The organism is Oceanobacillus halotolerans (genome assembly GCF_010993955.1).
GTDB classification, from domain to species: domain Bacteria; phylum Bacillota; class Bacilli; order Bacillales; family Amphibacillaceae; genus Oceanibacillus_A; species Oceanibacillus_A halotolerans.
In genome coordinates this window covers 273,076-298,315 of the sequence record NZ_WIXL01000002.1, presented here as the reverse complement: position 1 = coordinate 298,315, position 25,240 = coordinate 273,076, and the positions used below count along the sequence as shown (strand labels likewise).

25 protein-coding genes are annotated in these 25,240 nt (G+C 35.2%); 21 read left to right on the top strand and 4 right to left on the bottom strand.

The genetic code is table 11. The features are described from left to right. Position 1: 1 nt before the first annotated feature. Both GHC26_RS04490 and sda read right to left on the bottom strand, forming a co-directional pair. Positions 2–2,335, bottom strand: a complete 2,334-nt coding sequence (locus GHC26_RS04490; protein WP_163970069.1) for a Na+/H+ antiporter subunit A — start codon at positions 2,333–2,335, stop codon at positions 2–4. Between the two features lie 352 nt (positions 2,336–2,687). Further along, complete coding sequence (gene sda, locus GHC26_RS04485) at positions 2,688–2,828, bottom strand: sporulation histidine kinase inhibitor Sda (protein ID WP_163970068.1); 141 nt, start codon at positions 2,826–2,828, stop codon at positions 2,688–2,690. A 1,323-nt stretch (positions 2,829–4,151) separates the two neighbouring features. Here sda and GHC26_RS04480 point away from each other — a divergent pair. The 11 genes from GHC26_RS04480 (at position 4,152) to GHC26_RS04430 (ending at position 12,887) form a co-directional block, all read left to right on the top strand. After that, a complete protein-coding gene (locus GHC26_RS04480; RefSeq protein WP_163970067.1) occupies positions 4,152–4,667 on the top strand; it encodes a YqeG family HAD IIIA-type phosphatase in 516 nt (171 codons plus the stop codon). Positions 4,668–4,669: 2 nt separating this feature from the next. Further along, entirely contained in the window at positions 4,670–5,770 is a 1,101-nt protein-coding gene (yqeH, locus tag GHC26_RS04475; RefSeq protein WP_163970066.1) for a ribosome biogenesis GTPase YqeH, read from the top strand. Positions 5,771–5,781: 11 nt separating this feature from the next. Further along, positions 5,782–6,624, top strand: coding sequence for a shikimate dehydrogenase (aroE, locus tag GHC26_RS04470; protein WP_163970065.1), 843 nt, complete (start codon positions 5,782–5,784; stop codon positions 6,622–6,624). Position 6,625: 1 nt separating this feature from the next. Further along, positions 6,626–6,916, top strand: a complete 291-nt coding sequence (gene yhbY, locus GHC26_RS04465) for a ribosome assembly RNA-binding protein YhbY (RefSeq protein WP_163970064.1) — start codon at positions 6,626–6,628, stop codon at positions 6,914–6,916. A 15-nt stretch (positions 6,917–6,931) separates the two neighbouring features. Beyond that, positions 6,932–7,495: a nicotinate-nucleotide adenylyltransferase gene (locus GHC26_RS04460; RefSeq protein WP_163970063.1), complete on the top strand. Its 564-nt coding sequence runs from the start codon at positions 6,932–6,934 to the stop codon at positions 7,493–7,495. After that, positions 7,488–8,063 carry a bis(5'-nucleosyl)-tetraphosphatase (symmetrical) YqeK gene (yqeK, locus tag GHC26_RS04455; protein ID WP_163970062.1) on the top strand — a complete coding sequence of 192 codons (576 nt, stop codon included), beginning with the start codon at positions 7,488–7,490 and terminating at the stop codon, positions 8,061–8,063. Before GHC26_RS04460 ends, yqeK begins: the two co-directional genes overlap by 8 nt. Continuing rightward, complete coding sequence (gene rsfS, locus GHC26_RS04450; protein WP_163970061.1) at positions 8,063–8,419, top strand: ribosome silencing factor; 357 nt, start codon at positions 8,063–8,065, stop codon at positions 8,417–8,419. The genes yqeK and rsfS overlap by 1 nt, the downstream gene beginning before the upstream one ends. Positions 8,420–8,422: 3 nt before the next feature. Continuing rightward, complete coding sequence (locus GHC26_RS04445; protein WP_163970060.1) at positions 8,423–9,181, top strand: class I SAM-dependent DNA methyltransferase; 759 nt, start codon at positions 8,423–8,425, stop codon at positions 9,179–9,181. A 151-nt stretch (positions 9,182–9,332) separates the two neighbouring features. After that, on the top strand, positions 9,333–9,923 hold the full coding sequence (locus tag GHC26_RS04440; RefSeq protein WP_226376847.1) for a helix-hairpin-helix domain-containing protein: 591 nt from the start codon (positions 9,333–9,335) through the stop codon (positions 9,921–9,923). Between the two features lie 107 nt (positions 9,924–10,030). Continuing rightward, entirely contained in the window at positions 10,031–10,600 is a 570-nt protein-coding gene (locus GHC26_RS04435) for a ComE operon protein 2 (protein ID WP_163970059.1), read from the top strand. Between the two features lie 13 nt (positions 10,601–10,613). Beyond that, a complete protein-coding gene (locus GHC26_RS04430) occupies positions 10,614–12,887 on the top strand; it encodes a DNA internalization-related competence protein ComEC/Rec2 (protein WP_163970058.1) in 2,274 nt (757 codons plus the stop codon). A gap of 220 nt (positions 12,888–13,107) precedes the next feature. On the opposite strand, the gene GHC26_RS04425 is transcribed toward GHC26_RS04430, so the two are convergent. Beyond that, positions 13,108–13,242, bottom strand: coding sequence for a YqzM family protein (locus GHC26_RS04425; RefSeq protein WP_163970057.1), 135 nt, complete (start codon positions 13,240–13,242; stop codon positions 13,108–13,110). Positions 13,243–13,456: 214 nt separating this feature from the next. Here GHC26_RS04425 and GHC26_RS04420 point away from each other — a divergent pair, with 214 nt between their 5' ends. Further along, positions 13,457–13,639 (top strand): hypothetical protein, encoded by a 183-nt coding sequence (locus GHC26_RS04420; protein WP_163970056.1) that lies wholly within the window; start codon positions 13,457–13,459, stop codon positions 13,637–13,639. Next, complete coding sequence (gene holA, locus GHC26_RS04415) at positions 13,605–14,621, top strand: DNA polymerase III subunit delta (protein ID WP_226376846.1); 1,017 nt, start codon at positions 13,605–13,607, stop codon at positions 14,619–14,621. The genes GHC26_RS04420 and holA overlap by 35 nt, the downstream gene beginning before the upstream one ends. Positions 14,622–14,668: 47 nt before the next feature. Here the strand turns inward: holA and rpsT are convergent, their stop codons facing one another. Then, on the bottom strand, positions 14,669–14,935 hold the full coding sequence (gene rpsT / locus GHC26_RS04410; RefSeq protein WP_163970055.1) for a 30S ribosomal protein S20: 267 nt from the start codon (positions 14,933–14,935) through the stop codon (positions 14,669–14,671). Positions 14,936–15,471: 536 nt separating this feature from the next. Here rpsT and gpr point away from each other — a divergent pair. The 8 genes from gpr (at position 15,472) to dnaK (ending at position 25,114) form a co-directional block, all read left to right on the top strand. Next, positions 15,472–16,569 (top strand): GPR endopeptidase, encoded by a 1,098-nt coding sequence (gene gpr, locus GHC26_RS04405; RefSeq protein WP_163970054.1) that lies wholly within the window; start codon positions 15,472–15,474, stop codon positions 16,567–16,569. 106 nt (positions 16,570–16,675) lie between these two features. Beyond that, a complete protein-coding gene (gene spoIIP, locus GHC26_RS04400; protein WP_226376845.1) occupies positions 16,676–17,857 on the top strand; it encodes a stage II sporulation protein P in 1,182 nt (393 codons plus the stop codon). 6 nt (positions 17,858–17,863) lie between these two features. Then, positions 17,864–18,193 carry a hypothetical protein gene (locus GHC26_RS04395; protein ID WP_163970053.1) on the top strand — a complete coding sequence of 110 codons (330 nt, stop codon included), beginning with the start codon at positions 17,864–17,866 and terminating at the stop codon, positions 18,191–18,193. Positions 18,194–18,343: 150 nt separating this feature from the next. After that, positions 18,344–20,152, top strand: coding sequence for a translation elongation factor 4 (gene lepA, locus GHC26_RS04390; protein WP_163970052.1), 1,809 nt, complete (start codon positions 18,344–18,346; stop codon positions 20,150–20,152). An 88-nt stretch (positions 20,153–20,240) separates the two neighbouring features. After that, positions 20,241–21,398, top strand: coding sequence for a radical SAM family heme chaperone HemW (hemW, locus tag GHC26_RS04385; RefSeq protein WP_163970051.1), 1,158 nt, complete (start codon positions 20,241–20,243; stop codon positions 21,396–21,398). 76 nt (positions 21,399–21,474) lie between these two features. Further along, on the top strand, positions 21,475–22,503 hold the full coding sequence (gene hrcA / locus GHC26_RS04380) for a heat-inducible transcriptional repressor HrcA (RefSeq protein ID WP_163970050.1): 1,029 nt from the start codon (positions 21,475–21,477) through the stop codon (positions 22,501–22,503). Between the two features lie 127 nt (positions 22,504–22,630). Further along, complete coding sequence (gene grpE, locus GHC26_RS04375; protein ID WP_163970049.1) at positions 22,631–23,254, top strand: nucleotide exchange factor GrpE; 624 nt, start codon at positions 22,631–22,633, stop codon at positions 23,252–23,254. Between the two features lie 24 nt (positions 23,255–23,278). Beyond that, on the top strand, positions 23,279–25,114 hold the full coding sequence (gene dnaK, locus GHC26_RS04370) for a molecular chaperone DnaK (protein ID WP_163970048.1): 1,836 nt from the start codon (positions 23,279–23,281) through the stop codon (positions 25,112–25,114). The last annotated feature ends 126 nt before the right edge of the window (positions 25,115–25,240 follow it).

Genomic DNA, 25,240 nt, shown 5'->3' with positions numbered 1-25,240 from the left:
CTTATTCCGCCCCCTTATTTCGTTTTAGCTTAATGAGGCTAAATATTGCAAGAGCTGCAATACCTAATACGACGATTTCAAACAATGTATCTAAACCACGCATATCTACTAATATGACGTTTACTACATTATCTCCTCCCCCAAGTTTATAGGATGTCTCAAGGAAGTATTCCGAAATGGTATCAAACCATTTACTGCTATGTGCTGCAATTCCAATTACCGTCATTAATGCACCAAAACCAATTGCAATCAATGCATTTGTAAATTTATATCCTGTCTGTTCATTTGGGGAGCGTAGATTTGGTAAATGGTAAAAACATAGTAAAAATAATGCAACAGTGATGGTTTCGATAACAAGCTGTGTTAACGCTAAGTCAGGTGCACGATAAATAACGAATAAAATGGCCAATCCATATCCAACAACACCTAATATTAAGATTGCTGAAACGTTATGTCTTGCAAATATAGTCGCGATAGCAGCGACTGCCATGATCGTTACAACCGCTATTTCTAAAACAGTAATTTCTGCTAAATTATCAAAGGAAATGGTAAATCCATTTGTTAGGAGTAGTGCTCCTAAAGTTATAAGAAATACGGTGCTTAATATTAGAGCTGCATATAATCTTAACGATCCCGTCATATACGTATTCGTAATTTTACTTGGAACAGTATCCATTTTCGATAATGTCCAATCATATACACCATTAAAACTAAAATTCCCTGGCACAGCATGATATACCTTTGCCCATTTTGCACGTGTTAGGAATAAAACAAATCCTATGCCAACCACTGCTAAAGACATAAAGAATGGTGTGATGAATCCATGCCAGAAATAAATGTCTTTTTCAATGGGGACACCACTCACAGCCTGGGCAGCATGTGCAATAAATGTACCATTCACCATATTTGGGAATAATCCGATTAAAATAATACCAAGGACTAAGACAATTGGTGATACTAGCATCCCAATTGGTGCCTCATGTGGTTTTTTCGGTAATTGATCTATTTGTTTCTTTCCACCGAATACACCAAACACGAAATATAAGGAATAAACAAAGGTAAAAATACTACCAAATACTGCTAAATAGGGAATAATTTGAACAAGGAAGTTTGTGATTGGGAGTGTTCCTTCATTCAAATGTAGGGTTGCATCAAAGAATAATTCTTTACTGTAAAATCCATTTAAAAATGGTAATGGTATACCTGCCATGGAAAAAGTACCAAATAACGCAAGGGTAGCTGTAATAGGCATGAAAGTTAGTAATCCACCTAGCTTACGTATATCTCGAGTACCAGTCTCATGGTCAACAATACCAGCGACCATAAATAAACTACCCTTAAATGTTGCATGGTTTAGAATATGGAAAACAGCTGCAAAAATCGCTACTTCAGTACCAAAGCCAAGCATTGCCATGATCATTCCTAATTGACTGATAGTGGAAAAGGCGAGGATTGCTTTTAGATCCGTTTGCCTTACAGCCATATAGGAACCCCAGCATAATGTAGCGATACCAAATATACTAACAATTATAAAGAACCATTCATAACCAGCAAAAATAGGTGAGAATCGAGCAACTAAAAATATACCAGCTTTTACCATTGTTGCCGAGTGGAGATAAGCACTAACTGGTGTAGGTGCCTCCATGGCATCTGGTAGCCATATATGGAAAGGGAATTGCGCTGATTTCGTGAAAGCTCCTAATAACAATAAAGTTAAAATTAGTGGCAAATAATCATTGTTTAAAATAACATCACTCATCGCGATCATGGATTGAATACTAGTTGTATTGGTCACCACAGATAGAAGGATTAATCCTCCAAGCATACTTAAGCCACCAAATACGGTAATTAACATGGACTTAAGTGCACCATAACGAGAGCGCTGATTATAATGCCAGTATCCAATTAATAAAAAGGATGATATAGAAGTTAATTCCCAAAACATATAGAGTACAAAAACATTATCAGATAGGACTACACCTAACATTGCTGCCATAAACATTAATAAATAAACATAGAAATGTCCTAAACGTTCTGATTTATGTAAGTAATAGATGGAATAAAGGACAACAAGTGACCCGATCCCACTAATGAGTAAAACAAATAGTAGACTTAATCCATCTAAGTAAAATGTAAGATTTATACCAAGTGATGGAATCCAGCTAATTGTCTCGGTAACTGGTGAAAAATCGGTACCGATAAAACGTATAAAATAAAGGAAAATAAGGATAGGAATAATTAGTACAAAAATACCTGTGTGAACTTTAGCCTTTATCTTACTAATATATGGAACAAATAAGGCAAAGAGAAGTGGTAAAAAAACTGCGAATATCATCTATTTAATTTCCTCCTTAAATTATGAATGTTAGGATGTTTGGAACTGGGGATATATTTCTATGTTAAGTATATGATGGTTGGTTTATTATCATTAAGATTTAGTGTAATCAATTAACATTTTTTTTAATATGTTTCGTATAAGTTCTTCTATATTTGTAAGATGAAAAAAAGGGTAATCTAGCTAAGGATATGTAATAAATGTTCATTTGGAGCACTATAGCATAAAAAAGATTTATTCATAGGATAGCTTAACACAAAGTTCTCATTGGAAAAAATAAAAAACCCCTACCATTTTATAAAATGACAAGAGTTTAAGATCACAAGTACGTATATTGATTTTTCCAGATAAGCTAACTTGATTGTTTTATTTTGTTTGTTAGATTCCGTCTTTCAATTTCTTTTTTGATTAATAATAGAAAATCAGGGCTTAAATTTAATTCATTTGCTTTATAATAAGCTTCAATTAGCAAATCATCTGATAAATGTTCCATTTTGGCAGCCCTCCTTACTTCGTTACTCTAGTAAGCTTACGTTATGTTTAATTTACCATGAAATGATAGGTTGAACAAGATTTGAGTTATCTACATAACCCTGTAGATAACTTGTGCATAATCATTAATCGACTACTTTAAAATGTTGGTATTAAAGCACTATTTTTGTGAATAAACTTATCCACAATGCAAAAAATGTAGGGAATTGTCGAACGGTTTTTCGCATAATTTCGCAAAAAAGACATATTTTTACGAAGTTCTTGTGATGAAATTATAACCGTTTATAATTGAAAGTAGTATTGTAGTTGAAAATAAGGAAGGTTGTCAGTGGATCAAACTCTTTGAAAAAGGTTCATTTAGCAATTTTTGTTGTTTTTGGCTGTTTTCTAAAAGATTGTTTCTTTCTAGTAAGGAATGTCTTGCATATAAGATGCATTATGCGCAATAAATTAAAGCCGTTGATTTCCACTTTGGACAGTCGCTTTTGCTCATTCAATAAGGGTCAAGCATGCGAATTCGTTCCGGCAGAATACTTCGCTTTCCATGGACACGGCCTCAGCCTCCTCAGAAGCAAAGACCGCTTCTTCCGGGGTCTTCGGACACGTGTTGTTTCCATAGGAGTCTACGTATTCTGCCTCCACTGTTTTGTTGCTCTAATCCAGTAGTGATATCACCCAATAAATGCGTCTCTTGGGGTTCTCTTACTTGTGCCTGAAAATTTTTCTAATAAGGGTAAAATGCTAGACTCCACCAGGAAAATACGTCAAATAATTATCCTATTAGTAACATAAATGATAAGAATTAACATTTCTCAAATCTGGCGGAGAAAAAACACGAAGACTCCTGCGGGAAGTAGGAGATCGGTGAGACCCCACAGGGCGCTAGCCCAAAGAGGCTCATCAGCCACCCGCGGTAAAGAAGACACTGTGAAAACGAATAGTTTGAACAGATGTCGCACTTATGCCCCTGGTGAAAGCGAAGTGTATTTCCAGAACGGGTAAACACTCTAAACATCGCTTACTGCATATAATATAGATTATGCGACATGGATAAAAACAGAGTATACGGAAAGATCCCTTGTTTTCAGCGTCGTTTTTTCTATATTTAAAAAAGTTCTTCCATTTAATAAACAATTTAAAAGATGCTACATATATCGAAAGCCATCATAATATTCCTAACCTCGGAAATCTACCGTGATTAAGATTATACTTTATAAATAATGAAAGATGAGATAGGATAAAGAAAGTAAAGTATTCCATAACTAGTAAATTATTGGAAATAGAAATCATATAAATTGTCGAATGTCATAAAGAGGTGGAAGGTTTGTTTAAACATTTTTTGCCGAATGAGCATGTAAAAAGTATTTTTGAAATTCATCCAGATTTATTAAAGGAAAAAGGAATTAAAGGAATTATTACAGATTTAGATAATACGCTCGTTGCATGGGATGAAAAAGACGCAACTCCAGAAGTTGTTAAATGGTTTGAGTTAATGGAAAACCATGGTATCAAAGTAACCATCATCTCGAATAATAATCGAGAGCGGGTAAAAATATTTTCGGAACCTTTAGGTACACCATTTGTATTTAGTGCTAGGAAACCCTTAAGTAGAGCTTTTAAATTAGTAGCGAAGCAAATGAACCTAAAAAAAAGTGAAATAGTCGTTATTGGAGATCAAATTCTAACAGATGTGTTAGGGGGAAATATTGCTGGATTTCATACGATCCTCGTTGTTCCAATCGTTCAAACGGATGGAAAACTAACTCGAATCAATCGACAAATTGAGCGACGAATTTTAGCATATATGCGTAAAAAAGGTCAAATTAACTGGGAGGAATAGGGATGGAATCAATAGAATGTCAGGGATGTGGTGTGACCATTCAAACATCGGACAAAAAGGCAACTGGCTATACACCACAAGCAGCATTAAATAGAGAGACAATATTATGTCAACGTTGTTTTCGATTAAAGCATTATAATGAAATTCAGGATATAGACATGACCGATGATGATTTTTTAAAAATGGTCAGTAGTATAGCGGATACCAATGGTTTAGTGGTTCATATTATTGATATTTTTGATGTTGATGGAACGATGCTAAAAAGTTTACCTAGGATTGTTGGCGATAAGTCGATACTTTTAGTCGGGAATAAAATGGACCTACTACCAAAATCAACGAATCGAAATAAATTAAAACAATGGCTTCAAGCGTCAGCAAACTCATTAGGGGTCAAAGTAAAAGGTGTTTTTTTAATTTCATCGACAAAAGGGTATGGGTTTGAAGAATTAACCGAGGCCATGGAGGAGATTCGAGACAGACAGGATGTTTATATTGTTGGAACGACAAATGTCGGCAAATCGACATTTATCAACCGATTAATTAAACAATCTACAGGAGCTAATGATGTGATAACAACTTCATATTTCCCAGGAACCACACTAGGTTTTATCGAAATTCCTTTAGATGATGATACGGCATTAATTGATACACCAGGAATTGTAAATCAAGCGCAGATGGCCCATTATGTATCGAAAGAAGATTTAAAAATAATAACGCCAACAAAAGAAATTAAACCTAGAGTTTTTCAATTAAATAGTGACCAAACATTGTTTTTTGGGGGGCTTGCTCGCCTAGATTTTATAAGAGGAGACAGACAATCGTTTGTTTGTTATTTTTCCAATGATCTTTCGATACACCGAACAAAACTAGAAAAAGCTGATTCCTTATATGAAGTACATAAGGGGGAACTACTGTCACCACCAAATAATGAAACATTGAAACACTTACCTGAATTAGAACAACATACATTTAAACTAACTGATTCAAATGTCGATATTGTGTTCCCAGGTCTTGGTTGGGTACGGATTTTAGATGGGGATTGTACAGTAATTGCACACAGCCCAAAAGGCGTTTCTGTTTCTGTACGATCATCCTTATTGTAGGAGGGAACTAAATGGCGTATTCCTTAGGTCTAGTAGGCCATCCTATTTCTCATTCTTTATCACCATGGATACATCAGAACTTGTTAAAAAAAGCAGTGTTAGAAGGTACTTATACACTGTATAATATCCCAGTAGAATCTTTTTCGAGGGAGATTGAAAAGCTAAAAGGTATACAACTTGACGGATTTAATGTTACTGTGCCGTATAAACAAGCTATTATGAGACACTTAGATGAAGTAGACTCGACTGCAAAACGTGTTGAAGCAGTTAATACAGTGGCGTGCCGAAATGGAAAGTGGATAGGTTATAACACAGATGGAAGTGGTTATATCCGCTCACTAAGGGATGCCTATCCTGACATATTCTTAAATAAATCGATAAGAATTATCCTAATAGGAGCAGGTGGTGCTGCTAGAGGAATATACGATGCATTAGTGCAAAATGGATTTTATTATATTGATATAGCAAATCGTACCACAGACCATGCTGTACAAATTAAAGAATTGGGAAATACTTTTACTGAAACGACAATATATTCCTTAGACAAGGTGAAAAACGGATTGGATGGGTATGATTTGATTATTCAAACAACATCTGTTGGAATGAAACCAAATGATAATGAGATCATAATGGTTCCAGAGAAAGTTACGGAATCGAGTATTGTGAGTGATATTGTCTATCAACCAATTTGCACGCGTATGTTACAGATAGCTAAAAGAAAGAAGGCATCTGTTCATTATGGGCATACAATGCTTTTGTATCAAGCTCAACATGCCTTTGAAATATGGACAGGAAAACAAATAACTGTCGAAGACCTCAAAGAACCATTACAAAAACAATTGGAAGGAAGATAAAATGTTAACAGGTAAACAAAAGCGTTTTTTGCGAGCGAAAGCGAATCAACTAAAACCAATTTTCCAAGTTGGAAAAACTGGTGTGAATGAAAATATGATTAACCAAATTAATGAGGCCTTAGAAAAGCGTGAATTAATAAAAGTGAGTATTTTGCAAAACTGTTTAGAAGATAAAAGTGTTGTAGCAGAGCAACTAGCAGAGGGGACACAGGCCCATGTTGTCCAGATTATCGGGAATAATATTGTATTATATAAGGAATCAACAGAACATAAAGAAATCGAGCTACCATAAAGGGGTATTATTACATTGAAACAAATTGGTATTTTAGGAGGAACTTTTGATCCACCACACATTGGTCATCTGATTATCGCTGAAGAGGTACGCTTAGCATTGTCACTGGAACAAGTATGGTTTATGCCTTCTAATATCCCTCCACATAAGGAAAAAGCGAAAATTGATGCACAAGATCGTGTCAAAATGGTTCGACTTGCAACGGAGAATAATCCAAACTTTGTTGTAAATACCATTGAAATAGAACGTTTAGGGAAATCATATACATTTGATACAATGAAAATACTGAAGAATGAACATCCTGATAAAGAATTTTATTTTATAATCGGCGCTGATATGGTGGAATATTTACCAAAATGGCAAAGCATTGACCAATTAATGGAATTGGTCAAATTTATCGGTGTTAAGCGGTATGAGCATGATTTGAAAACAAATTATCCGATAATAGAAGTGAGTGTACCAACGATTGAAGTATCTTCCACAGGATTACGAAAACGTTTAGCCAATAGACAGTCAGTCCGATATTTTATTCCTGATAAGGTAGAAGCTTATATTAAGGAGAAGCATTTGTATGAATAAAGAGAAAGCGATATCGATTGTGAAACCTCAGTTAACGGAGGAACGTTTTGAACATACGTTACGTGTTACCCAAACAGCTTTAGAGTTGGCAGAAACATATAATGTAAATAAAGAAAAAGTAGAGTTGGCAGGAATACTACATGATTATGCAAAATATCGACCAAAGGAAGAACTAAAAAGATCTATCCTTACCAGCAATTTGCCTAAGGATTTATTGGACTATCATCATGAACTTTGGCACGGACCGGCTGGTGCTTTATTATTAGAGCAAGAGCACGGAATAAACGATTCTGATGTACAACAAGCAATAAGGTACCATACCACGGGAAAAGCCAACATGAGTATGTTAGAAATGATTATTTTTATAGCGGATTATAGTGAACCAGGCAGGGACTTTCCAGGTGTTCAAGAAGTTCGTGATATTGTACATCATGATCTATATCGTGCTTCTTGGTTAGCGACACGAAATACGATTAACTTTTTAATGCAAAAAAACGCTACAATTTATCCTGATACCTTTCACGCCTACAATGATTTAACCAGACAATTAAATGGAGGTAATGATTGATGGACTATAAAGAAATTCTAGAAATTGCAGCAGAAGCTTGTGATGATAAACTAGCAGAAGATATTGTTGCACTGGATATGAAAGATGTCTCTTTAGTGGCAGACTACTTTTTGATATGTCATGCGGGTAATGAGCGACAAGTTCAAGCTATTGCTCGTGCAGTTAAAGATGCGGTAGAAGAAAAAGGCATTGATGTGAAACGTTTAGAAGGATTGGAAGAAGCTCGTTGGGTATTAGTAGATGTCGGGGATATTGTCTGTCATATATTCCATAAGGATGAGCGTGCTTACTATAATTTAGAACGCTTATGGGGAGATGCAATACGTGTGCCCTTAAGTGTTGGACAAGAAGGGTGACCAATGGCATATCAACAAATGGCATCGTTATATGATCGTTTAATGGAAGACGCACCATATGATGCATGGGTTACGTTTACAGAAGAGGTGTTAAAGAAATATCAAGTCAAGCCAGAAAAGATAGTGGACTTAGGATGTGGAACTGGTCAAATAACGGCCAGATTGGCAAAACAAAGATACCAAATGATCGGGATCGATAATTCTGTTAATATGTTAACGGCAGCAGAGCATCGAGCAAGTAAAGAACAACTTCCTATCACATTTATTCAGCAAGATTTACGTGATATAAACGGGGTGGAAAACATAGATGTAGCTATTAGTTACTGTGATGTTATGAATTATATTACAGATAAAAATGATCTCCAGGTTGTTTTCCAGCAAATCGAGCAAATCTTAAGACCAGGTGGTTTACTTTTATTTGATATTCATTCTATCAATCATGTCGAGAATTTTTATGTAAATCAAACATTTGCTGATGTTCAAGATGAGGTATCTTATATTTGGTTTTGTATTGAAGGAGATCAACGAGGAGAAATGTATCATGATTTGACCTTTTTTGTTGAAATGGAAAGTGGCTCTTACCAACGTTTTGAGGAATATCATCATCAACGAACCTATCCAATAATAGTGTATAAACATTTGTTAGAGGAAGCAGGTTTTTATAATTTGTCAGTTTACAACGATTTTTCCACTTATAATACTACAATAGATGAGAAGGCAGAGAGGATTTTTATAGTTGCCGAAAAAAAATCGAGAGCGTGATAATCTCGATTTTTTTGTGGTTGGAGTATTTGCAAAATTAAAAACAAACAGTTATAATATAAGAAATAAAATTTTGACAAATTCCTCGTTTTTTCTACATACTCCTCAAAATAAAAAAGCATTGGCTTTTCCTCAAAAGGTGTGATCCCATTTGAATGAGTTACTGAAGAAAGGTATTTTTTTCATTATTGTAATTGCTGTCGTATTGTTATTATTATGGCTTCCCCCTGATTCTAGTGAAAATGGTGAGTTACAAGAGATGGATCCGATCGAATTGGCTTCAAACGAAAGTGATAATCCAACTGAAGCAATAGAAGAAATGGTTACTGTGGATATAAAAGGGGAAGTGAAAACACCAGGTGTGTACGAACTCAAGCGAAATGCTCGTGTAAATGATGCCGTTGCTTTAGCTGGAGGATTCACACCAGATGCAGATCAAACAGTAGTCAATCTTGCTCAAAAAGTACAGGATGAGATGTTAATTATTGTTCCCAATATTACAGATCAACCAAGCCAATCTATTGAATCTACTTCAAGTGGAGGTTCGGATAAAGTTAATCTAAACGCTGCAACACAAGAAGAAATAGAAGGTTTAGCTGGAATTGGGCCTACAAAGGCTAAAGCAATCATTCAATATCGTGAAGAAAATGGCTACTTCCAATCGGCAGATGAGTTATTAAATGTTACTGGAATTGGTGAGAAGACACTTGAAACAATTAGAGAAATGATTCAACTTCCATAATGGATTGACGGTTTTGATAGGGAGTTGTACACTAATGAACAGTATAGAGTACAGTTAACGTTATGAATAAAAAATATATTCTTATTTTACGAAAAGGAGATACAGTCATGGAGCGAATTTCATGGGACCAATATTTTATGGCACAAAGCAACTTGTTAGCGTTACGTAGTACATGTGCCAGGCTAATGGTTGGTGCAACGATTGTAAGAGAAAAACGAATTATTGCTGGCGGATATAATGGTAGTGTATCAGGCGGTGTTCATTGTATTGATGAAGGTTGTTATGTGATTGATGGTCACTGTGTTCGAACGGTACATGCTGAGGCAAATGCTCTATTACAATGTGCTAAATTTGGTGTACCAACAAAGGATGCAGAAATGTATGTAACTCATTTTCCTTGTTTGCAATGTTGCAAACAAATTATTCAAGCAGGTATTAAGACAGTTTATTATGCCAATGATTATCGAAATCACCCTTATGCAATTGAACTATTTAACGAAGCAGGTGTTCATACAAGTAAAGTAGAACTAACACAAGTGTCCGTTGAACGAAATCATGATGAAAAATTATCGTATGTTAATGAATTATTGGATGAACTGGCAGACACAACAGATCCAGCTAAATTTCAAAAATTACAAGAAAAAGCAGAACAGATCTTTGATATACAAAGATCCTAAAGGGTAAATGCCAGTGAATGGATATTGGCATTTGCCAGCTATTTCAGTTGTAGGAAGTATCATTTGTGTTTTGTCACAAAACAAGTGGATTATTGTTCCTTTGCTCGTATGGTTTGGTTACTTATATTTATTTAAATGGCTAGGGAAAACACAAATTATACTATCTTTAGCCTTCTTCCTCTTTTTTCTCTTTTATATTCCCGTCATCACGCCCACTGAATATACAACTCCAGCGAATAATTCTACCATTAACGGCAAAATCAAAAGTTCGATTGATGAAACAAATAACAAAATTGATCTTGTCCTTCATGAAAATAACACGGATAGAGTCTTTCTTATTACGTATTTTTTCTCAAATAACGAATTAATCAGTTCCATTGACAGAAAAAAATTAACATATGGTGCGAACTGTGTAGTGAATGGAAAAATAGAACTTCCCGAGTCTAGTCGTAATCCCGGGCAGTTTGATTATCAAACCTACTTACTATCCCGCGGAATTACGTATCAAATGACCCTAGACTCATTAGAGGATATTCAATGTACAGGAGCTTCTTCAATCAGTCGTCTATACGATCTTCGCTATAAATTATTTTCTTATATAAGTGACATGACTAGTGTAGAAACATCAGCTTGGTTAAATGGACTTGTATTAGGGAATGATGTTTTGATTGATGAAAACGTGATTGATTTATTTCGTAGATGGAATTTGTCCCATCTATTAGCAATATCTGGCCTTCATGTTGGCTTAGTCATCACCTTATTTTACTTTCTTTTAATAAAATTAGGAATGGTAACTAGAGAGAAAGCAACATGGATACTTTTACTATTTTTACCATGCTATGCACTTATTGCAGGAGGGGAACCCTCTGTCTGGCGTGCTAGTATGATGGTTATGCTCTTTATTATATTAAAGCAGTTTAAATTAAGGCTCAGTGTTACAGATGTGCTTAGTATTGTGATGATGATACTAATTCTTTTTGATCCCTATATTGTCTATCATGTTGGATTCCAGTTATCTTTTGCTGTAACGTTAGGACTACTTTTATCAAAAAATTGGATTCGACAAAGTCAATCTTCTGTATGGACCATTGCTAAAATAAGTTTTATCTCACAGATGATGATACTGCCATTTCAGTTTTCTTATTTTTATACGTTCCAGCCGTTATCTATCTTATTGAATATTGTTATCGTTCCTTATTTTTCATTTTTTGTTATTCCATTTCTATTCTTAGTATTGCTCCTTTCTCCTATTAAATGGATTGTCACCTTAATGGATGCATTTTTTGTTATAGTCCATTCATTTGTTATTAATTTTATTGAGCGCGTCGATCAACTAGCATACTTCCCATGGGTCTCAGGTCCATTACCAGGCTTTACGGTTATTCTTTATTACGGGTTATTGCTATTTTTTATGAGTAGTCTGGAGAAAGGAAAGCTCACCAGGGCTTTCACATATGGCTGCATGAAGCTTGTATTGATCTGTGTTTTCTTGGTAAAGCCCTATTTTTCTAATGTGGGATCCATTACGATGCTTGATATAGGACAAGGTGATGCTTTTGTAATTGAGTTGCCATATCGTAAAGGTGTCATCCTTATTGATGCTGGATCTACATTCTCGTTTGAAGATAGAGAGCCTACCTCTACTGTTAAAGAACAGATTATTGAACCGTATTTACACTCTAGGGGAATTCAACAAATTGACGCTATTTTTATATCGCATGAGGATACCGATCATAATGGAAGTGTTTCTTATTTAATGAACGATTTTTCTGTAAAAAAAGTGATTGTTAGTCAATTTTATCCAGAAGATGATACAACATGGGGAAATAACGAGACGCAGCTAGTAAGAATGGGCCAAAACGACCGTATTGCTATTGGAGAACACCAATTTTTTATTTTGGGACCCGCAGTTTCAAAACAAGACCCAAATGAAAACTCGTTAGTTATATACACCACATTAGGTGGGAAAAGATGGCTTTTCACAGGTGATATTGGAAAAGAAACGGAAAAAGAGCTAATTCAAACATATCCCAATTTACGTGTTGATGTGTTAAAAGTAGCTCATCATGGTAGTGATACCTCAACAGAGGATTCCTTTTTAGAAACGGTTGACCCCTCTATTGCTATGATCTCTGTAGGTATTGAAAATCGGTATGGGCACCCGACAAACAATGTTTTGACTCTTCTTCATGAAGAGGGGGTACGTATCTTTCGTACAGATATAGATGGAGCGGTGCAATTTCAATTTAAAGATGAAGATGGAACATTTTTTAAGTATTTACCATAAGGTATTAGTGAGAAAGCGATTAATACAAAAGAGCAAGTGGCCTTTTAGCAGGCTATGCACACGTACGTTTTACCAAAACTATCGTGCGGTATATCTCTGATGTAGCAATTTGTATCCTGTTGCTGTAATAACTTATTCACGGGTATTATAATTTCTAGACAAACGAAAAAGAGACTGTTGGAGCAGTCTCTTAGCACACACTTCCTATGTATTATTAAACTTACGAACCAATAACACTTATAACGACACCAATTGTAAAAATTAACAAAAAGAATACAAACGAGGATACAAACCCTTTAATCGAGTCTACAACATCATTATTTTTTGATTGCACATCTTGTTCAAATTCATTCATTTTTACCCCTCCTATACAAATCAAGTATAAAATAAAACAGAAAAAAAATCCACTTGTACACTACAAAATGAATGATATCCAATACTAGCAAGAGTTTACATCTATACTTTAAACATAAATGGAAAATCTATAAGTACACAGCAAACATCGTTTAAAGTTCAGTTCCTAGGTCTGAGCTTTAAACGTTAATATAGATCCGAGGAGGGGATCTTAAATGGTGTGTACTAAGGAACATCCCCCTCCTCTTTCTCTACATAGTACTTGCTATTCCAATTATTCCGTTTTACCATTAATAATACAAAAAGACCCCGTTAAACGTTTATGTAATGGTTTTGAAAAGAAAATAATTGGAGTGAAATATCATGGCAACTTATATGGAAGTTATGCAGCAGGTTAGAAAAAAGCAAATTGTACCAGTGTACATATTATATGGAACGGAATCATATTTCATACAACAATTAAAAGACGAAATAACAAAAGTGGTTTTACCAGCCAATGAAAGAGATAATCTTACTACATATGACCTAGAGGAAACACCAATTCAAGAAGTGATAGCAGATGTTGAAACCTATCCATTTTTTGGAGAAAAAAAACTAATATTCGCTTATAACCCAACTTTTTTAAAGCCTAAACCAGACAAATTACCATTTGAACATGATGTCCAAGCGTTAGAACAATATGTCGCAAATCCAGTTGATTATTCCATTTTAGTATTAATAGGACCGTTTGAAAAAATGGATGAACGAAAAAAAGTAAGTAAATCACTAAAGAAGCATGGATTATTGGCGAATTGTAGTCCGATCAAGGAATATGAGGTAGGTAAATGGATTAAACAATTATCAGAAAGCTTAGAGATTTCGATTGAACCTGACGCATTCGAGATGATTGAAGCAGAATTTTCAAGTGATCTGAATTTATTACAAAGCGAATTAACTAAATTAGCCTTTTATGTAGGTAAAGATGGTATTGTTACAAAAGAAGTAGCGGAGACAATGATATCCCATTCTCCAAATAGCTCATCCCTACGATTAGTTGATGCCGTCATTGATAAAGATTTATATAAAGCAATATCAATTTATAAGGACTTAGAAAAAATGAAAGAAGAGCCAATAGCATTGATTGCTTTACTAGCATTCCAATTTCGTACGATACTCCGTGTGAAATTACTGAAAAACAAAGGATACAGTCAGTCTCAAATGCAAAAACAATTAGGCGTACACCCATATGTTATCAAGATAGCAGTAAATAGAGAAAAAATGTTCACACAAGAAAAACTGGAAAATATTATGGATCGCTTAACTAAAGCGGATACCCAAATTAAACGAGGAGAAATGGAAAAACAATTAGCATTTGAATTATTACTATATGACATAATATAAGTAAAAAAAAACGATCCATAATCCGGATCGTTTTTGTTTTTTGTTCCTTATGCACTAATTTCTTTTACTTTTTTAGCTAAACGGGATTTCTGGCGATTACCATTATTTTTATGAATAACCCCTCTTTGTACAGCTTTATCGATCTTTTTCACAGCTTTTTCTAATGCTGTTTTAGCATTATCTACATCATTTGCCTCCACTAGTTTCTCAACACGTTTCACTTGAGTACGCATGTCAGATTTAAATGAGTTATTTAGAGCGTGTTTTTTATTGTTTACATCAATACGCTTTTCTGCAGATTTAATGTTAGCCATTCTTTCACCTCCTTAGAAGAAAACTCGACATCATAACGTCTTACATTACGAGAAAATGTCAATTTCTTATACTACGTTTCTAAACGGTCTAACTACCTCAATGTGAAAACGTAACGTTCTTCGCATCTAGGAACAATTTTGTGAATATCAGCAAGACATATTTTATCAAAGGCTTGTTATGTTTTCAATAACTTTATTTATTGGTATTTAAATAAAAGCTGTTTTCTATAAGATCCTTGCTTTTTTAAGTATACACTTTAATGAATAGTAGATGTATTATGCGCAGCAAATTAAAGCCGTTGATTTCCGTAGCGAAGCTAAGTGTGCATATCCTAACTACTGCACATAATATACATGATGCGACGGAAAAAACTACTCTCTGCACAGAAAAGGAAAATTGTATAAATTGAAGGTTCTTTTTATAACTGATGATAAATTGTTTGAAGTCTGCGATGTTGTATGTTTTGGCGCGATTATGTGAAGTCTAATGATGAGAACCTGACGAAGGTAATTATAGTTTTGAAAGGGTGTCTTTTATGCGTAATGAACAAGATAATTATCAAGTACGAACAGACTTGGCGGTAGAAGCGAAAGATATGTATGTTGAAAAGGAAGCAAAAAAAGAAGAAGAAATAGAAGGCGTTACCATAAAAGAACGCCAAGAGAATGATATTAAGATTTCATATGTTGATATTTCAGCGGAGGGAGAAGCATTATTAAATAAAAAGCCAGGGTCTTATGTAACGATTTATGCAGATGGGGTAAAACGACAAGATACCAAAAAACAAGAGGTTGCTGCAGAAATTTTAGCAAAAGAATTAGAAGAATTGTTAAAGAAAAATGAAATACCTGAAAATGGGACAGGATTAATTGTTGGCCTTGGTAACTGGCAAGTGACACCTGATGCATTAGGGCCTATGACCGCTGAGAAAATTTTGGTGACAAGTCATTTATTTCAGCTCCAATATGAAAGTGTATCAGAAGGGTATCGTTCTGTCGCATCTGTTACACCAGGAGTAATGGGGGTAACAGGAATTGAAACAAGCGATATTATTTTTGGTATCGTGGAGAAATTTAATCCAGATTTTGTGATTGCTGTGGATGCACTAGCTTCACGTTCAATAGAACGAGTAAATGAAACAATACAGTTATCAGACTCTGGTATCCATCCAGGTTCTGGGGTTGGAAATAAGCGAAAAGAATTAAGTCGCGATACGTTAGGTGTTCCAGTTATTGCTATTGGGGTTCCGACTGTTGTTGACGCAGTTACCATAACAAGTGATACGATAGATCTTCTATTGAAACATTTTGGTAGAGAATGGAAGGAAAAAGATAGACCTTCCAAATCGATAGCTCCAGCTAGTTTTGCTTTTGGAAGTAAGGAATTCACAGAAGAGGATTTACCAGATGAAGAGAAGCGAAAGACCTTTATGGGAATGGTGGGGACACTTTCTGATGAAGAAAAAAGATCACTTATTAAAGAGGTTTTAACACCAATCGGTCATAATTTAATGGTAACGCCAAAAGAGGTAGATGGATTTATGAAAGATATGGCAAATTTAATAGCATCTGGCATTAACGCTTCCTTACACCAGAAGGTTGATGTAGAAAACTTATCCTCCTATACACGGTAAACAAAATCTCGTTAGCTCTATTAAATTGATTAATTCATTGTTCTACTTTCTGAAGGGGTGTCATAGATTTTACTATATGATTTAAACCTTCAGAAAGGGTGGAACAATGAAAAAACATAATATGTTAAAAAGTGACATCATTCGGATGATACGTCCATTATATAAAAGAAGTGGTCTTTATATTGTTGCAGTGGTTGGTTTGTTTGTACTTATTAGTATCCTTACAACTATCCAGCCCGCCTATCGTTTTTCATCTCAAACGATTGAACAATGGACAAATGAAATCGATAGTTCTACCTTCTTATATTTAATTGGAATGGAAAATAGAGCTTTTCAAGAAGCATACCCAGAAGATCAGCCAGTACCGAAATTATCGACAACCTTGTTTCAAATGACAACAAGTATGAAGCCAAATGATCCAAGAAGTTTATTAGGACGGGAAATTCCAGGTTTCTCCATTTATGACAATCAACTCATTGTAGCAGGCGAAGGAACAAATTATACAAATCTAACATATGAATCTAGCCCTCCACTAGAAGATGTCTTAAAAGATCGAGAAGCTGAAATAACCATAGAGGAAGATGAAGAAGATCATACGGATAATCGGGAAGATACTCCTACCACTGGTGAAAGAAATGTCGTATTTATTTACAGTACACATAATCGTGAATCATTTTTACCACATTTACCAGATGAGGAAGATCCAGACCTTGCACAGCATAGTGAAGTAAATATCACCATGGTAAACGAACGGCTAAAAGATCAATTAGAGAAATATGGGATTGGTTCCCAAATAGATGATACGGATATTATGACAGTTTTAAATAATAAAGGTTGGAGCTATGGCCAAGCTTATAATGCTTCTAGAGAAGTAGTTCAAGAAGCATTCTCTAGTAATAAGGATATTCAATATATTTTTGATATACACCGAGACTCTCAGCGAAGAGATGTAACAACAAAAGAAATTAATGGAAAAAGTTATGCAAGAATTATGATGGTTGTAGGCGAAGATAGCGCTAACTATGAACAGAATGCTAAGTTAGCATCACAACTACACAAATTAATGGAAGAGAAATACCCAGGACTAAGCCGGGGTGTTGAACCAAAGGGTGGTCCACAATCAAATGGTGTTTATAATCAAGATTTATCAGATAATGCCATTTTATTCGAATTGGGCGGTGTTGATAATAACATGGATGAATTGTATCGTTCAGCAGATGCATTAGCTGAAGTATTCAGTGAGTTCTATTGGGATGCTGAAAAAGTAGATACAAGTGAAACGAGGTGAATGGTGATGGTACGCTCTTTTATTGTCATTTTATTGTTAGCGGTATTTTTTCTGTCAGGTATGGTCTTTGGTATGGGTCAAGAAAACCAATATGCAGAGGAGAACCAGGAAGAGATCATACCTCCATATGAACAGGAATCCCAGGCTATTTCTGATGAGCAACAATTGGTAGAACAACCGACTAAAGAGGATGTAACAAACACCGTAGGAGCCATTGAAGTGGAAGAACCAACTCATTTCACTCAAAAAATGGCTACTTTTTTAGAGACAGCTGTGAAAGGCTTTTATGAAGCAATTGTTCAAATTATGTATCAAGTTTCACAACTGTTTTTTTAACCCTAAAGAGTGATAAAAAAATGAAGCATTTTGCCAATCTAAAAGAAAAAATCATTATTAATTGAATGTATCATGTGCAATTGCTATAATCAATCCTAGTTATGAACATTTTTAACGTCGTGTATTTGACATGTAGGAGTGACATCACTAATGGTGAAAAAACAAAAAAATGTGCGCAACTTTTCCATTATCGCACATATTGATCATGGAAAATCTACGTTAGCTGATCGTATTTTAGAGAATACGAAAGCTTTAACACAACGAGAAATGAAAGAACAATTTTTAGATGCAATGGATTTAGAAAGGGAACGTGGCATCACAATTAAACTAAATGCAGTTCAGTTACAATATGCAAGTAAAGATGGGGAAGAATATACCTTCCATTTAATTGATACACCAGGTCATGTTGATTTTACATATGAAGTGTCCCGTAGTCTTGCTGCCTGTGAAGGTGCTGTTTTAGTTGTTGATGCAGCTCAAGGTATTGAAGCACAGACGCTTGCGAATGTGTATCTTGCATTGGATAATGATTTAGAAATTATTCCAGTCATTAATAAAATTGATTTACCAAATGCAGACCCAGAGCGTGTAGCCCAAGAGTTAGAGGATGTTATCGGGATAGATAAAGATGACGTTATTCTAGCTTCAGCAAAAGACAATATCGGAATTGAGGAAATTCTGGAACGGATTGTGACTGATATACCGGCACCACAAGGTGAGAGTGAAGAACCTTTAAAAGCACTTATTTTTGATTCATTGTATGATCCGTATCGAGGTGTAATCGCTTATGTTTGTGTAAAGGATGGTGCTGTCAAAATAGGCGATAAAATTAAAATGATGGCAACTGGTAAAGAATTTGAAGTGAATGACCTTGGTGTTTTCACTCCAAAACCAGTTAATAAGGATGAATTAACAGTCGGGGATGTAGGCTTTCTGACTGCCTCCATTAAAAATGTTGGGGACACACGTGTTGGGGATACGATTACATTAGCAAAGAACGAAGCAGATACCCCACTTCCAGGGTACCGCCGGTTAAACCCAATGGTATTTTGTGGTCTTTTCCCAGTTGATTCTAATAAGTATAATGATTTACGTGAAGCTCTTGAACGATTGGAATTAAATGATTCCTCTTTACAATATGAAGCCGAAACATCGCAAGCACTTGGTTTTGGTTTTCGTTGTGGGTTCTTAGGTTTACTGCATATGGAAATTATTCAAGAACGTATTGAAAGGGAATTTAATATTGACTTGATTACCACAGCACCAAGTGTTATCTATGAAGTGGAAGAGACAAGTGGAGAAACTGTTGAAGTCGATAACCCATCTGTAATGCCAGATCCACAAATCATTAAGGAAGTGCGAGAGCCTTTTGTGAAAGCAACGATAATGGTTCCGAACGATTACGTTGGAGCTGTGATGGAAATTGCGCAAAAGAAACGTGGCCAGTTTATGGATATGGAGTACTTAGATGATATACGTGTTAATGTCATTTACCATATTCCGTTATCAGAAATTGTATATGACTTTTTCGATCAACTAAAATCTCAAACAAAAGGATATGCTTCTTTTGACTATGATTTAATTGGCTACCATCCATCAAACTTAGTTAAAATGGATATTTTATTGAATGGGGAAACCATTGATGCATTGTCATTTATCGTTCATCGAGATTTTGCGTATGAACGTGGCAAGCACATTGTTGACAAATTAAAGGATTTGATACCAAGACAACAATTTGAAGTGCCTGTTCAAGCTGCAATTGGCAATAAAATTGTGGCACGATCGACCATTAAGGCTATGCGAAAAAATGTATTATCAAAATGCTATGGTGGAGATATTTCCCGGAAACGAAAATTATTAGAAAAGCAAAAAGAAGGGAAAAAGCGTATGAAAATGGTCGGCTCTGTGGAGGTGCCACAAGAAGCATTTATGGCAGTATTAGAAATGAATGATGATTAAAATAGTGGGAAAGGAAAAAGGGTAAACTTTGATGCATGTTACTTGCTAAAGGTTTATCTCTTTTCTTTTCAAAGTAGGAGAGAAACCGATGATAAATTCTGTATATATTCATATACCGTTTTGCCAACAGCTTTGTCATTACTGTGATTTTACAAAATTCTTTTATAATGAAGCAGCAGCAAACGAATATATTGAAGCGTTAGCGAATGAAATAAATCAAAATATCCCTAATGAGAAGACGTATGTTAAAACCATCTATGTTGGCGGAGGAACGCCAACTGCATTAACTGTCGAGCAATTACGGTCATTATTGAATCTTATTTATAAAAAATTTGATATAGCAAATTGCAAGGAGTTTACGATAGAAGCAAATCCTGGAGACTTTGATATCGATAAAATAAAATTGTTGAAGTCTTATGGTGTTAATCGAATTTCCTTAGGTGTTCAGGTATTTGATGACAAGATGTTAGAAGAACTAGGGCGAATTCATAAGGTGAAAGATGTCTATCGAACGATTGATTTATTAACGCAACAGCATTTTTCCAATATTAGTCTTGATCTCATTTATGCTTTACCAAATCAAACAGTAAACCAATTTGAGAAATCCTTACAAGAAGCAATGACGTTTAATTTACCTCACTATTCAACGTATGCATTACAAATTGAACCGAAGACAATTTTTTACCAACGTTATAAAAAGGGACAGCTTCATCGTCCACCACAAGAAGCTGAAGTTGAAATGTACACCATTTTAAAAGACACCATGCAGGCAAATGATGTATATCAATATGAAATTAGTAACTTTGCTAAACAGGGTTATGAAAGTCAACATAATTTAACCTATTGGAACAATGATTATTATTATGGATTTGGTGCAGGTGCACATGGCTATTTACCAGGAAAGCGAATTGGAAATATTAGACCACTGCCACACTATATAAAGAAAGCTTTGGATAATGGTATGCCAGTCTTAACAACAGAGGAGATAGGACTAAAGGAACAGATTGAGGAAGAGTTTTTCCTTGGCTTACGAAAGCTTGAAGGGGTAAGTAAAAGTAGTTTTGAGAAAAAATTTGGTTTTACCTATAACAAGCTTTATGGCCAAACCGTTAGCAATTTAATACAAAAGGGATGGTTGGCAGAGGATCAACAATATATTAAGTTAACGGATGAAGGAATTCTTTTTGGAAATGATGTCTTTGCACAATTTTTATTGGAAAATAGTGACCTGGAGCTTGTTTATTGACAAAGAAAATAGGATTTGATAATTTAATAATAGCATTAGCACTCGGTGTTCTGGAGTGCTAACAGAGGTGATCATCATGTTAACAAATAGACAATTATTAATCTTGCAAGTCATAATTGATGATTTCATTGAGACTGCATTACCAGTAGGTTCTCGTGCTATTGCCAAAAGAGAAGAAGTTCCATTTAGCCCTGCAACCATTCGTAATGATATGGCTGATTTAGAAGATATGGGTTACTTAGAAAAGACACACTCTTCATCTGGAAGAGTACCGTCTGAGAAAGGGTATCGTTATTATGTGGACCATATCATCTCGCCTTATATAGCAAGTGGCAATATTAATGTGCTGGAACATATAATAGAAGATGGTTTTATTGAATTAGAACAAGTTGTTCAAAAGACCGCAGAAGTATTATCAGATTTAACAAATTATACTTCCATTATATTAGGTCCTGAAATCTTTGAAGCAAAGCTAAGGCAACTTCAATTTGTTACGACTTCTCCACAAACAGCTGTTGCGATTTTAGTTACAAACACGGGTCATGTCGAGCATCGTTCATTTACTGTTCCTAATAAGATTAATGCATCTGATTTAGAGAAGATGGTAAATATTTTAAACGATCGATTATATAATGTACCACTTGTTCAACTACCACATAAACTTAACCGAGAAATTGTTAGCTTAATGAAAAATTATGTAGATGACTTTGAGCGAACTTATGACTATTTAAAGGCAGCATTTTTACATGATCACCCAGTGAAATTGTATGTGAGTGGAAAGACGAATATATTAATGCAACCTGAATTTAAAGATGTTGAAAAAATCCGCTCCTTTTATAGAATGATGGAAAATGAAGATGAAATAGCTAGCCTATTAAAAAATGGAACGAATGGTATAAAGGTAACAATCGGAAACGAAAATAAGATAGAAGCAATAAAAGACTTCAGTTTAATTACAGCCCCATATCGTTTAGGGGATAACCAAATGGGAACAATAGCATTATTAGGACCAACACGTATGGAGTACAAGAAAGTGATCACTTTGTTAAATACGCTATCACATGAAATGACGGATGTATTACATGTGTGGTATAAACAAAATTAATAAAAGAACAATCTAATATAATAGTTTGTTTGATGGGATTTACCCATCAATTCTTTGTGTGTTAGTTTAATTCAAAAACTATTCATGTTATAGTCTATATGGCGTTTTACCTAAGGAGGTGGCATTAATGGAAGAAAAAAATGAAGCAATGGATACGAATGAAGAAACTGTACGAAATAATACAGAAAACATTGAGGAAGTTGATCAAGAAACAGATCAATCAGAACCAGAAGTAGAAGTAATTGATTCTAGCCAAGAAGAAAAGCAACACTTAGAATCAGATGAAGCAAAACTAGCACAATTACAAGCTGATGTGGAACGTTTGCAAAAGGAAAAAGATCAAGCAAATGAAAAGATGCTGAGAATCCAAGCAGAGTTTGATAATTTCAAAAAACGAACACAAAAAGAAAAAGAAGCTGCTAGTAAGTATAAAGCACAGGATATAATTACAGAACTACTTCCAGCAATCGATAACTTTGAACGTGCATTACAAGTAGAAGTGACAGAAACAACCGCTAGTTTTGTAGAAGGAATGACGATGGTATACCAGCAGTTAAAAGATGCTCTAAAAGCACAAGGTGTAGAAGAAATAGAAACTGTTGGCAAGCCATTTGATCCAACCATACATCATGCAGTAATGCAAATAGAAGATGAAGAACAAGGATCTGATATAGTAGTGGAAGAGCTACAAAAAGGCTATATACTTAAAGATCGTGTTATCCGACCTGCTATGGTTAAAGTAAATAAATAGAATCGGCTTAAGGAGGAATTGACTATGAGTAAAATCATCGGAATTGATTTAGGAACAACAAATTCATGTGTTTCCGTAATGGAAGGTGGAGAAGCAGTTGTCATCCCGAATCCAGAAGGAAACCGTACAACACCATCTGTTGTGGCATTTAAAAATGGGGAACGTCAAGTAGGGGAGGTTGCAAAGCGACAAGCAATTACTAACCCAAATACGATCCAATCTATTAAACGTCATATGGGTACAGATTACAAGGTTAAAATTGAAGATAAAGAATATACACCACAAGAAGTTTCAGCAATTATATTACAACACATCAAATCCTATGCGGAGGATTACATTGGCGAAACAGTAGAAAAAGCAGTTATTACCGTACCTGCTTACTTCAATGATGCTGAACGTCAAGCAACAAAAGATGCTGGTAAAATTGCAGGTTTGGAAGTAGAACGTATTATTAATGAGCCGACAGCAGCAGCATTAGCATATGGTATTGATAAAGAGGATCAAGATCAAACAATCCTTGTATATGACTTGGGTGGCGGTACATTTGATGTATCCATCTTAGATATTGGTGATGGTACATTCGAAGTAGTTTCAACTGCAGGGGATAACCGTTTAGGTGGAGATGACTTCGACCAAGTAATTATTGACCATATGGTAGCAGAATTTAAGAAAGAAAATGGAATTGATCTATCTCAAGATAAAATGGCGGCCCAACGTTTAAAAGATGCAGCAGAAAAAGCGAAAAAAGATCTGTCTGGTGTAACCCAAACACAAATCTCTTTACCATTTATTACAGCAGGGGAAGCAGGTCCATTACATTTGGAAATGAATCTTACACGTGCGAAATTTGAAGAATTATCGTCTGATTTAGTGGAACGCACGATGCAACCAACACGTAAAGCATTAAGTGATGCTGACTTAGCTGCTAATGAAATTGATAAAGTAATTTTAGTTGGTGGTTCTACACGTATTCCTGCAGTACAAGAAGCGATTAAACGAGAAATTGGAAAAGATCCTTCAAAAGGGGTTAATCCAGATGAAGTAGTTGCCTTAGGTGCAGCAATTCAAGGTGGCGTATTACAAGGCGACGTAAAAGATGTTGTATTACTTGACGTTACACCATTATCCTTAGGAATTGAAACAATGGGTGGCGTAACAACAAAATTAATTGAACGCAATACAACAATCCCAACTAGTCATTCTCAAGTATTCTCAACAGCAGCAGATAACCAAACAGCTGTTGACATTCACGTCCTTCAAGGGGAACGTGAAATGGCTCAAGACAATAAAACACTTGGCCGTTTTCAATTAACGGATATCCCACCAGCTCCAAGAGGGGTACCTCAAATTGAAGTGTCCTTTGATATTGATGCGAATGGTATTGTGAATGTAAGTGCAAAGGATTTAGGTACGAATAAAGAGCAGTCCATAACAATTAAATCTTCTTCTGGCCTTTCAGATGATGAAGTTGAACGCATGGTTCAAGAAGCAGAGGAAAATGCAGAAGAAGATAAGAAACGTCGTGAAGAAATCGATTTACGTAATGAAGCAGACCAACTTATCTTTACAACAGACAAAACAATCAAAGACTTAGGTGATAAGGTTTCAGAAGATGAGAAACAAAAAGCAGAAACTGCAAAAGATGAGTTGAAATCAGCAATAGAGTCTGACGATATAGAGCAAATTAAACAAAAGAAAGAAGCATTGGAAGAACAAGTACAACAGTTGTCTGTTAAAATGTATGAGCAAATGCAGCAACAACAAGCTGCTGGGCAAGGACAGGAACAAGCAGAAGGTGCAGATGATGATGTAGTTGATGCAGATTACCAAGAGGTAGATGATGAAGGCAAGAAAAAATAATTAATCTATCGATGTATCATAAAAACGGCTATGTTTTATTGAAATAAAGGAAGTAAAAAGTCAAAGTCAGGATCTTCTTGACTTTGACTTTTTACACGTTTTGATGCTGTGTTCTATATGTTGTTT